Origin of the sequence: Frankia sp. AgKG'84/4 (genome assembly GCF_023242965.2) — a bacterium.
Taxonomy (GTDB): Bacteria; Actinomycetota; Actinomycetes; order Frankiales; family Frankiaceae; genus Frankia.
The window spans coordinates 1-10845 of record NZ_JALKFU020000132.1 but is presented as its reverse complement, the minus strand read 5'-3'; the positions used below and the strand labels follow the sequence as shown (position 1 = coordinate 10845).

The window sequence follows — 10845 nt, the reverse complement described above, 5'->3', positions numbered from 1 at the left end:
GCGTCGCCCTGTCCCGGCTGCGCAGATGCCCACGGCTGCCCGCCGGGCCATTCCGGCGCGGGCAACGGGCCCTGGGGGCCTCGCTGCCCAGGCTGCGGTCCCTGCGGCGGCTGGCCGGGCCACGCCTGACCCGGCCATGGCTGCCCTGGTTGCGGCTGCCCTGGTTGCGGCTGAGTGCCCGACCATTGGGGATAGCCCGGCGGTTGCGGCGCGCCCGGGGGCACCGGCGGTCCGTAGTACGGGTGGCCCGGCTGGCCCGGCGCCGTCTGCTGGCCGGGGTAGCCACCGGGAAACTGCTGGCCGGGCGTCGGGTACGGGCCGGCCTGTGCCTGCGTGCCCTTGACGCGGCGGGCCCCGAAGACCTTCTCCGCCCAGGCCGGACGGCGGCGGCGCCACTGGTCGCGGACGACCCAGACGAGCCCGAGCGAGGCGAGGGTCCCGGCGATCGGCGCCACCCAGAGCTGGCTGGCCAGCAGGTAGATCGCCAGGACGACGGTGAAGACGTAGCCGGTGACGAAGAAGACGAACGGTCGGATCTGGAACTGGCTGAGCCTGTCCCGCAGCAGCACGGCTGGGAACAGCCAGATGAGGAACCCGAAGAAGACGGCCGTCAGCGGGGCGAGGAAAAGGTACGCGAAGAACGTTTCCATGGTCGCGGATCCGGGCGGTCGAGGCGGATCAGGCCGGGTCGGGCCCGGTCGCGACGTCCCGACCGTGCACCATCGTCGGCTGGCCGGCGAAGTACGGTCCCAGCGCCGCCCGCCAGCGGACAAAACGCTCCGATTCCCGGAAGTTCAGCAGATGGCTATCAACGGTGTCCCACTCGACCAGAAGTGTGAAGCCCGTCGGCTCCTCGAGGAGTCGAACCAGCCGAGCGGACCGGCAGCCGGGCGTTCCGAGGAGCTCCGGACGCACCTGCCGGTAGGCCGCGGCGAACTCCTCCTCGGTGCCCGGGCGCACGTCGAACCGAGCAATCTCCAGCACACCCGGGGCGGCGGTGTCAGCTCCGTCGTCACTCACCAGTCACACTCCTCGCTGTCCGCCCTGGATCCGGGGGCGACCCGACAGGCCGGGGCCGTGACGCCCAGTGTGTCACCGTCGGCGGGCGCTGGTCCGCGGACCGGTGCACCTGACCGACACCGTCGACTAGTTCGCCATGTCGACGAAGCGGGAGTAGTGCCCCTGGAAGGCGACCGTGACGGTGCCGGTCGGCCCGTTGCGGTGCTTCGCGATGATGAGATCGGCCTCGCCGGCGCGGGCCGACTCCTTCTCGACCGTGTCCTCCCGGTACAGCAGGATGACCGCGTCCGCGTCCTGCTCGAGGCTGCCGGACTCACGCAGGTCGGAGACCTGCGGGCGCTTGTCCGCCCGCTGCTCGGAGGCACGGTTGAGCTGCGAGATCGCGACGACCGGGACGTCCAGCTCCTTGGCCAGCAGCTTCAGTGAGCGGGAGATCTCGCTGACCTCCTGCTGGCGGCTCTCGACCTTCTTCGGCGATGACATGAGCTGTAGGTAGTCGAGGATGACCAGGCGCAGCTCGTTGCGCTGCTTCAACCGCCGGGCCTTGGCCCGGATCTCCATCATGGTCAGGTGCGGGCTGTCGTCGATGAACAGCGGCGCCTCGGACACCTCGCCCATCCGGCGAGCCAGCCGGCCCCAGTCGTCGTCGGTGAGCCTGCCCGTGCGGATGTTCTGCAGCGAGACCCGCGCCTCCGCGGACAGCAGCCGCATGGTGATCTCCATGCGGCTCATTTCCAGCGAGAAGATGACCGAGGTCATCCCGTTCTTGATCGACGCTGCCCGGGCGAAGTCCAGGCCCAGGGTGGACTTGCCCACCGCCGGCCGGGCCGCGACGATCCACAGCTGACCGCCGTGCAGGCCGTTGGTGAGCTCATCGAGATCGGTGAAGCCGGTCGGCACGCCGGTGAGCGTGCCCTCGTGGCCGGCGATCGACTCGATCTCCTCCAGGGTCGGATGGAGCAGATCCGCCAGCGCGGCGTAGTCGTCGTTCGTCCGCCGTTCGGTGACCTCGTAGACGGCGGCCTGGGCGCGGTCCACGACGTCGCTGACGTCGGGCGCGGCGCCGTAGGCGAGCTGGACGATGCGGGTGCCCGCCTCGGCGAGGCGGCGCAGCACCGCCTTCTCCGCGACGATGCGGGCGTAGTAGCCGGCGTTGGCGGCGGTCGGCACGCTGGAGATCAGAGTGTGCATGTAGCCCGGGCCGCCGACGCGTTCGAGCTGGTCGCGGCGGCTGAGCTCGGCGGCGACGCTGATGACGTCGGCGGGCTCACCCCGACCGTACAGGTCGCCGATGACCTCGTAGACGATCCCGTGCGCGGGCCGGTAGAAGTCCGCGATCTGCAGGACCTCGACCACGTCGGCGATGGCGTCCTTGGACAGCAGCATGCCGCCGAGCACGCTCTGCTCGGCCGGGAGGTCCTGCGGCGGGGCCCGGTCGAACTCCGCGGCACCCCCGCCTGCACGCGAGATCTCAGTGACGCTCATGACGCGCCCTCCCGCCTGCGGAGATCCGGCTTCTCAGCGATCCGTAGTCGAACACATGTTCGTACAAGCCGGGGCGGCGGTCAACGGGCCGCGCCGCCATGGTGCGCGGCACCGCGGTGGGTGGCCGCCGTACGGATGGCACCCAAGTCTGGCGGCCCGACCTTACGGATCGGCAGCCACCCCCGCCAAAAAGTTATCCACAAGCTCTTGTGGATAAGCTGTGGGTAACCGCCGTGAACCTGGGGAGAAGCTCGGGATGAACGTGCCTCTCCTGTGGATAACGCGGATCGGGATCCCGGACAAACCCAGGTGTGGTGCGGTGCCACCGGGGATCCGTCTGTGGATAACCGGGCCGGCAAAATAATTCTGGGAACCGTCGGGCCTGGGAACGCGAACTCCCCCGGGCCGACCGCCGCACGGGCATGTCGATCCGGGGGAGTCCAGAGCACGAGAGTGCTCCGTAGCCGTACCTACGCCTTGCGCACCTGGACCTTGACCGAGGCCGTGACCTCGGGGTGCAGGTGCACGGCGACGGTGTAGGCGCCGAGCGTCTTGATCGGGGTGGTCAGTTCGACCCGCCGCCGATCAAGGTCGGGCCCGCCGGCGTCGGTCACGGCCGCGACGACGTCGGCCGCCGTCACCGAGCCGAACAGACGGCCTTCCTTGCCGGCGCGGCTGGTGAGCTCGACCTTGAGGCCGCCGAGCTGACCGGCGATCTCCTTGGCGTGGTCCAGGTCGCGCACGGAGCGCGCGTCCCGGGCCCGCTTGATCTGCTCGACCTGACGCTCCGCGCCCTTGGTCGCGAGGATCGCGTACTTGCGCGGGACCAGGTAGTTGCGTCCGTAGCCGTTCGCGACCTCGACGATGTCACCGGGGCTACCGAGCCCGGGGACTTCCTGAGTGAGGATGAGCTTCATCGCGCCGCCCCCTAGCGAGCAGTCGCGGTGTAGGGCAGCAGCGCCATCTCGCGGCTGTTCTTGACCGCTGTCGCCACGTCCCGCTGATGCTGGCTGCAGTTACCGCTGACCCGCCGGGCACGGATCTTGCCCCGGTCGGAGATGTACTTGCGCAGCAGCGAGGTGTCCTTGAAGTCGATGTAGTCGACCTTGTCCTTGCAGAAGACGCAAACCTTCTTCTTGGGCTTGCGTACGGCTGCCTTGGCCATGGAAGTGCTACGGCCCCGTTGCGCCGTCCTCGCGGAGGACGACGAGCGCCCGCTCAAAACGGAGGCTCGTCTGAGTAGCCACCGGCCGGCTGCTGCGACCAGGGGTCATCGTTCGGCGCCGCGTTTGCGAAGCCGCCGCCAGCCGGGGGCCCGGAAGGTCCGCCGGTGGGCGCCTCGTAGCCGCCACCACCGCCACCAAATCCGCCACCGCCACCGCCGCCACCGCGGGCGGCGCGGACGACCTTGGCGGTCGCGTAACGCAGGCTCGGGCCGACTTCGTCGACATCGAGCTCAATAACAGTTCGCTTCTCGCCCTCGCGGGTCTCGAACGAACGCTGCTTCAGCCGTCCCGACACGATGACTCGGGCTCCCTTCTGCAGAGACTCTGCGACGTTCTCCGCGGCCTGCCTCCAGACGGAGCAGCGCAGGAACAGCGCCTCCCCGTCCTTCCACTCGTTGGACTGACGGTCCAACGTGCGGGGGGTGGACGCCACGGTGAAGCTCGCGACGGCCGCCCCGTTGGGCGTGAACCGCAGTTCGGGGTCGCTGGTCAGGTTGCCAACGACGGTGATGATCGTTTCACCGGCCATGGGCGCCCTCTCCCATTTCGGCGGCCCACGACAGCGGGCGCACCGCCGTCAGGGTGGACCGGATCATGCCGCTACCCGGCGGGGCTGACGCGGCTTCTTCGGCTCGGGCAGCCGGATGACCTTCGTGCGCAGGACCGACTCGTTCAGCAGAAGCTGCCGGTCAAGCTCGGCGACCACGGCCGGCTCCGCATGCAGGTCGATGACGGCGTAGATGCCCTCATGGTTCTTCTGGATCTCGTACGAGAGCCGCCGCCGGCCCCACACGTCGACCTTCTCCACCACGCCGCCGCCCTGCCGGACGACGCCGAGGTACTGGTCGAGGGACGGCGACACGGTGCGTTCCTCGAGATCGGCATCGAGGATCACCATGAGCTCGTAATGGCGTGCCAAGGTTGAACCCACCTCCTGTGGACTCAGCGGCCACGGGTTGTCCGTGGCAGGAGGGACCGCGCGCCGGATCTGCGCCGCCGCGAACGCGCCAGGCGGCACCAACCAGGGTCGGATCGGCCATCGGCGCATCCCGGCGATCAACAGGGCACGGCACCCGATCGCGGCAGGACGATCGATCCGATGATCGATCGGGGCCTGACCAGCAGACGGGCACGTACGCCAGCGCACGGCATGTCTCGGCGAGTTTACTCGATCCGGTCCCTGGACCTGGGCACGCCCACCGCCAGGACCACACGGAGCCAGGCCGTCCCCACTCCGGCCAGGCAGACGAGGTCCGCGGTCACCAGCAGCCCACGCACCTGCCGGGACGGAGCCGGATCCGCGATCGCCAGCACGATGGTGGTAAGCACGGCGAGCAGCGCACATCCGACCAGGACCCGGACGATGGCTCCCGGCGCCCACCTCGCGGAATCCCCGGGCCGATCCGCGTTCCCACGCCGCTCCTCGCCCGCGACGTCACCGACGTCCACCCCGTCGCCCCCATCCACCTCAGTCGACCCATTTCCCCTGGGTGAAGGCGACCACGAAAGCCACCATCACGGGTCCGCACACACACAGATAGGTCGAGGCCACCCAGGGACGGCGGGCGGCGAGCCGGGCCAGCATCAGGTAGAGCGGGAACGCCACGAGGATGCCGCGGATCCCCGACGCGTAGTAGTTCGTGCACCCCATGATCGCGGTCATCACGCCGAGGAACGTGGCCTCCCCCCACCGTCGTCCGGCGAGCAGGGCGATCGTCAACGCCACGCCGACGACGACCGCGAGCAGTTCACCGCGCCAGAACCAGACGAAGGCCGACTGGCCGTCGCCGTCCAACGCTGCCGACCAGGTGGCCGACCATCCCGACCAGGGCCAGTCGACCTCGCGATGCCAGCCGACGCGCATGGCGTCCGTGTACGACCCCCAGCCGCCGGTGCGCACCCGCAGGTAGCCCAGGTAGGCCACGACAGGCATCGGCACCAGCGCCAGCGACAGCGCCGGCCAGGCGAACACCGGGCGCCCCGCGGCCCGCCGGGACACGACGTACTGCACCGCCAGCGCCACGCCGAACGCGACGCCGCTGATCCGCGCGGACGCCGCCCCCGCCCCGAGCAGCCCGGCGAGCCACCAGCGGTCCCGGCGGGCGGCCAGCCACGAGGCACTCGCGAAGGCCAGGAAAACGCCTTCCGAGTAGGCGGCGAACAGGAAGACGGCATAGGGGAAGCAGATCAGGCTGACGACCGCGAACCTGGCCGCCCGCTCCCCCACCTCGTCGGCGGCGAGGCGCCACAGCGCGGCCGCGGTGACCACGCCGGCGAGCAGGGAGACGATCAGGCCCGCCGCGATCCAGTCGCGGACGAACAGGTGGACGAGCCGGATCGCCAGCGGCAGGCCCGGGAAGTCGACCTCGGTGCGGTCCGCGTACGCGGGGGACAGGTAGCCGTAGCGGGCGACCTTGGTGAACAGTCCGACGTCCCAGCGGTCCCAGAGGGTACGCAGCCCGGGGGCGTCCCGAGCCGATCCCGGCGTCAGCGCGCGGGCGGCGGCCAGGGACAGCAGCGCGACGGCGATCCGGCTGCCCAGCCAGAGCGGCAGCGTCGCCCGCACCGACTCCGGCAGACGGGACCAGCCGGCACGAACGCCTGTGGACGGCTCAGCCTCGGTGGGCGTAGCCACAGCCACGGATCGTCCGCCGGGCGTCGGGTGCGGGTCCTCGTCATCCATCGGTGGAGCCTTCGTCACCGGACGGCGACGCGGGGCCCGCGGCGGCGGAGTTCCGGGGCCGGAACAGCGCCCCCGGCTCGATCGGCTCGAGTCGGGGACCCGCCGGCGACGCGCCCTGCCCCGCGCCCGACCGGGTCCGCCGACCCCGCCAGCCGCCCCGCACGTCGGGAGCGTGGTCGAGGACCCCGCCGGCCGGGTCGTCGAGGGCCGTCAGGTCGAGGGCGGCGTCCGGCCGGTCCACGCTGAGCCGCTCCTCGTCGTTCGGTGCTCGGCCAGCGCGGACCACGTCGGCCCTGGGATGCAGGATCTCCCGCACGACGAAACCGGCGATGACGAGCAGGATCAGGTCGCGCAGCGCCACCGCGGAGACGAACCAGCCGCGGTCGATGCCCCGTCTGCCCTGGGTGTCGTTGTAGATGAAATGCATGAACCGGGTGAACAGCACCCAGGCCTCGCTGAGCTGCCAGAGCAGGAACAGCCGCCAGCGCGGCCGCGCGAGCGCGACCAGGGGCAGCAGCCAGATCGTGTACTGCGGCGAGAACACCTTGTTGCTCAGCAGGAACGCCACGACGAGCAGGAACAGGACCTGGGGCAGTCGCGGCCGGCGCGGCGCGAGCCAGGTCAGCAGGCCGATCGCGATCACCGCCACCACCAGGGTCGCGCCGGTGATGAGGTTCAGGGTGTGCACGGGCAGCCCGTGATCCCGGATGCCCTGCAGGATCAGGGGCAGCCCGACGGCCAGGGTCGCGAACGCCGCCACCGCACCCGCGACCGCCAGCCGGCGGGTGTCCGGCCGGTGCGCGATGAGCGCGGCCGCCGCCGCGATCACGACGATCGCGGTGAACAGGCAGATCAGCAGGTGCATCGGGGCGAACCAGGCCGGGTCGTGCCGGCCGGCGAGCCAGGTCGCGCCGAAGGCCAGCGAATCCCAGTCGGCGCCCCGGTCGGAGTTGAGGTCGACGAACCGGGCGAGCCCGTTGCGGGCGCTGTCCGGCCCGCCGCCGAGCAGCGACGTCCAGTGCCCGCCATGCCAGAAGGTCGTCCAGATGCTGTCGCCGACCCTGGCGTTCTGCTGGTTGAAATAGCCGGCCGTCAGCCACAACGGGACCAGCACCACGACCACGGTCAGCACCGCGGCAAGGAGGGCTTTCGCCCATTCCCGCATCTTGCCCGCCCGCAGGCAGAGCAGCCCCAGGCCCAGCAGGAACAGCAGCGGGTAGAGCTTGGTGAGGATCCCCAGTCCGATCAGCACGCCCGCCAGCCGGGGGGCCCGCCGGGACCAGGCGAGCAGACCGCCGGCGGCGAACGCCACGGCGAGAATGTCCCAGTTCGTCAGCAGGTGCAGCACCAGGGCTGGCGCGAGCGCGAACAGGGCGGCGTCCCAGATCCGCCGTGACCCGGCCGTCAGTGCCGTGCAGGCCACCGCGATGCAGGCGGCCACGGTGAACAGCAGCGCCGTGAGGTCGTAGAAGACCGCGGAACGCCGGTCCATCGAGTAGTGGTCGAACACCCGCTGGCCGTTCTCGACCCGGTACACCGCCTGCGGGGACGAGGCCAGCCCCGCAGGCACGGCGACGAGTTCCATGGCCGCGCCGATCAGCGGCGGGTACTCCGTCGGGTAGTCCAGGTAGGGGAGCTTCCCGTCGACCAGCCCCTCCTGGCTGTACAGCGCGACCACATCGGAGTAGCACAGGGCGCTGTACTGGTGCTCGTGCGCCCAGTTACGGGTGTCCCGGCAGCCGGCTTTCTGAGCGTAGCCAAGCATGCAGGCGATGACGACGAACGCCATCAGCACCCGCAGTGGGGTCAGCCAGCCGGGCCGGCCCGGCCCGGCCGCGTGCCCGCCGGGTGGCCCGCCGATCAGCTGGCTCGCGCCCCCGACGACCGGATCCTCCCGGGCAGGGCAGACGCGGGCGGGAGACGCCGGTGTCATGGCCATGTCGGCCATTCTCACCCACCACCACGAACCGTCAGGTCACCAGCTACACAGGCTATCGACGATCAGACAGTCAGTGCGGGGTCGGACCGGTGGACTGGCCGTTCCCCGTCCCGGCGGTGCCAGCCGTGCGGGGGCGCATCGTGACGACGCCCCCGGTCGGCTGACGCGCCGGGCCGGTCGGCCCACCGGTTACTGGAAAGGGTCGACGATGACCCCCGTCTGCCGGGGCCTCGGGCGGTTCTCGCCGGGCTGCTGGGGCTGCTGCGGCTGCTGGCCGCCGCCGGTCCCACCGCTGGCACCGCCGTTGAACAGGTCGCCGAGGTCGATGCCGGTGCCCGGTGTCGGGACGGCGGACATCGTCGGCGTCGGGCTCGGCGCCGGCTCGTTGTCCTGCACCATTCCGCCGAAGGCAGGCGGGTCGAACGTCGACTTGGGCACTCCCTGCAGGGCGGCGTCCATGAACGCCTTCCAGATCCTGGCCGGATAGGTGCCGCCGTAGACACCGTTCTGCGCGCCGGGGATACCTGTAAGCACCTGGCTGTGCAGGCCCTTGCCGCGGAACATGTCCACACAGGACGCCAGCTCTTTGGTGTATCCGCAGAACCAGGCGGAGTGGAAGCCCGAAGTGGTGCCCGTCTTACCCGCGGCCTCCCGCCCTCCGGCGAGTCTCGCCTTCGTACCGGTGCCGGCCGGGTCGGTGAGGACGCTCTGCAGGGCGTAGGTGGCGTCGCGTGCCACTGTGGTGGGAATGACCTGTTTGGCGGCTGGATTGCCGGAGTAGATGACCTGGCCGGTACCGTCGACCACCTTGTCGACGATGTGCGGCGCGGCCCGCACGCCGTTGGCGGCGAGTGTCGCATACACCGTGGTCATATCAATGGCGTGAATCGGGTCCTGGCCCAGCGTCAGGCCAGCCTCGACCCGGAGCGACCTGTTTTCCGGAATGCCGAGCAGGCGCGCCGTGTTGATAACGTTCTGCACGCCAAGATTCTGGGCCAGCGGCGCATACACCGTGTTGATCGAGAGGGCCGTGGCCTTGATGAGGTTCAGATAGCCAAGGTCGCCGCCGTCACCCTCGTCGTTGCTGACCACGTAGTCACCCGGCAGAGTGACGTGCTCTGGCGCGGCGAACGTGGATTTCAGGTTGATGTTCTTCTGCAGGGCCGCGACCAGTGTGATTGCTTTGAAGGTGGAGCCGGATTCCACGTCGGCCGTGGAAACATTGTCCACAAACTCTTCTCGCCCCTGGGAATCTCGCCCGTAGAGCGACCCGCCATACCAGGCAAGCACCCGCCCGGTTCCCGGTTCGACGGCCACCAGGCCGGTTCGCAGATCCGGTACAGCGGCGTACGCGGTACCCAGCACGGTCGTGACGGCCTCGTAGGCGGCCATCTGCCGGCCCTTGTCGATCGTGGTGGTGATACGCAGACCGCCCCGGTTGACCTGGTCGTCGGTGATCCCGGCGCCCTTCAGCTCCCTTTTCACTTCGTCGCGGATGTAACCGATCTGAGCGGACGAGGTGGTCGGGTCGCCCGGCACCGGGATGACTGGCGGGGGTTTCTCGCTGGTGATCGACGCCGGCGCCCAGCCCTCCGCGGCCATGGTCGCGACGACATCGTGCCATCGGTTCGCGGCCGGGCCCGGGTTCTCCGCCGGGTCGAGATAGTTCGGGGCGCGGATCAGGCCTGCGAGCACGGCGCCCTGCTGGGGGGTGAGCTGCGCCGCCGTCGTGTTGAAGTACGCCTTCGACGCCGCCTCGATGCCGTACGCGCGCCGGCCGAAGTAGATCGTGTTCAGATAGAACTCCAGGATCTGGTCCTTGGAGTACTTCTGGTCCAGCTTCACCGCGAGCGCGATCTCCCGCATCTTGCGGGTGAAGGTCCGCTCCTGGGTGAGGTAGGCGTTCTTGGCGTACTGCTGGGTGATAGTCGATCCGCCCTGCAGTTCACCGCCGGTGACGTTCACGTACAGGGCTCGCGCGATGCCCTTCGGGGAGATACCGGGCTCGTGGTAGAAGTTCTTGTCCTCGGCCGCGAGCGCCGCGTGCTGCATGCCCTTGGACACCTCGGCCAGCGGAACGTCGGTGCGGTTCACCGTTCCGATGCGAACGAGCTCGTCGCCGGTGTCCTGGTTGGAACCGGCGGGCGGACCGTAGTAGATAATCGATGTCTGGGCGGTCTTGACCTGGCCTGGCAGCGGCACCTGGGTGGCCGCGTAGATCACGGCGATGCCGGCGACGAACAGCAGGATCGAGGAGAACAGGCCGGCCACCACCAGGCGGCGCAGCCACCTCGGACGGCGTCGCCACCACATCGGACCACGCTTTCCCTGACCTGGGCGGGGGGGCTGCCCGGAGCGTCCCCGGCCAGACCGGCCTGGCCCGCTCGGACCATCCGGACCGCCGGGGCCGTCCATCGCGGCCCGGTACGCGCGGGTGGGCTCACCTCGGCGCGGGCCGGTGCCCGGGGCGGCCATCCGACGCGGCCCGGTCC

11 protein-coding genes are annotated in these 10845 nt (G+C 70.3%); all 11 read right to left on the bottom strand.

Annotation, left to right across the window (positions count from 1 at the left end; genetic code table 11):
• Positions 1-650, bottom strand: a 650-nt coding sequence (locus tag MXD58_RS11085; protein ID WP_250609285.1) for a hypothetical protein, incomplete at its 3' end; no start/stop codon positions are given.
• 28 nt (positions 651-678) lie between these two features.
• The gene (locus MXD58_RS11080; RefSeq protein ID WP_248838524.1) at positions 679-1020 is read right to left on the bottom strand and encodes an antibiotic biosynthesis monooxygenase family protein; all 342 of its coding nucleotides are present in this window, start codon (positions 1018-1020) and stop codon (positions 679-681) included.
• A gap of 126 nt (positions 1021-1146) precedes the next feature.
• Positions 1147-2505 carry a replicative DNA helicase gene (gene dnaB / locus MXD58_RS11075; protein ID WP_248838525.1) on the bottom strand — a complete coding sequence of 453 codons (1359 nt, stop codon included), beginning with the start codon at positions 2503-2505 and terminating at the stop codon, positions 1147-1149.
• Positions 2506-2975: 470 nt separating this feature from the next.
• Entirely contained in the window at positions 2976-3422 is a 447-nt protein-coding gene (gene rplI / locus MXD58_RS11070; RefSeq protein WP_248838526.1) for a 50S ribosomal protein L9, read from the bottom strand.
• A gap of 11 nt (positions 3423-3433) precedes the next feature.
• Positions 3434-3670 (bottom strand): 30S ribosomal protein S18, encoded by a 237-nt coding sequence (gene rpsR, locus MXD58_RS11065; RefSeq protein ID WP_248816922.1) that lies wholly within the window; start codon positions 3668-3670, stop codon positions 3434-3436.
• Between the two features lie 53 nt (positions 3671-3723).
• Positions 3724-4260: a single-stranded DNA-binding protein gene (locus tag MXD58_RS11060; protein WP_248838527.1), complete on the bottom strand. Its 537-nt coding sequence runs from the start codon at positions 4258-4260 to the stop codon at positions 3724-3726.
• 63 nt (positions 4261-4323) lie between these two features.
• The gene (gene rpsF / locus MXD58_RS11055) at positions 4324-4650 is read right to left on the bottom strand and encodes a 30S ribosomal protein S6 (RefSeq protein WP_283097583.1); all 327 of its coding nucleotides are present in this window, start codon (positions 4648-4650) and stop codon (positions 4324-4326) included.
• A 245-nt stretch (positions 4651-4895) separates the two neighbouring features.
• On the bottom strand, positions 4896-5198 hold the full coding sequence (locus MXD58_RS11050) for a hypothetical protein (RefSeq protein ID WP_248838528.1): 303 nt from the start codon (positions 5196-5198) through the stop codon (positions 4896-4898).
• 1 nt (position 5199) lies between these two features.
• On the bottom strand, positions 5200-6414 hold the full coding sequence (locus tag MXD58_RS11045; protein WP_374615958.1) for a glycosyltransferase family protein: 1215 nt from the start codon (positions 6412-6414) through the stop codon (positions 5200-5202).
• Entirely contained in the window at positions 6407-8362 is a 1956-nt protein-coding gene (locus tag MXD58_RS11040; protein WP_248838530.1) for a glycosyltransferase family 87 protein, read from the bottom strand. Before MXD58_RS11040 ends, MXD58_RS11045 begins: the two co-directional genes overlap by 8 nt.
• A gap of 180 nt (positions 8363-8542) precedes the next feature.
• Positions 8543-10666 carry a transglycosylase domain-containing protein gene (locus MXD58_RS11035; protein ID WP_308301942.1) on the bottom strand — a complete coding sequence of 708 codons (2124 nt, stop codon included), beginning with the start codon at positions 10664-10666 and terminating at the stop codon, positions 8543-8545.
• Between the last annotated feature and the right edge of the window lie 179 nt (positions 10667-10845).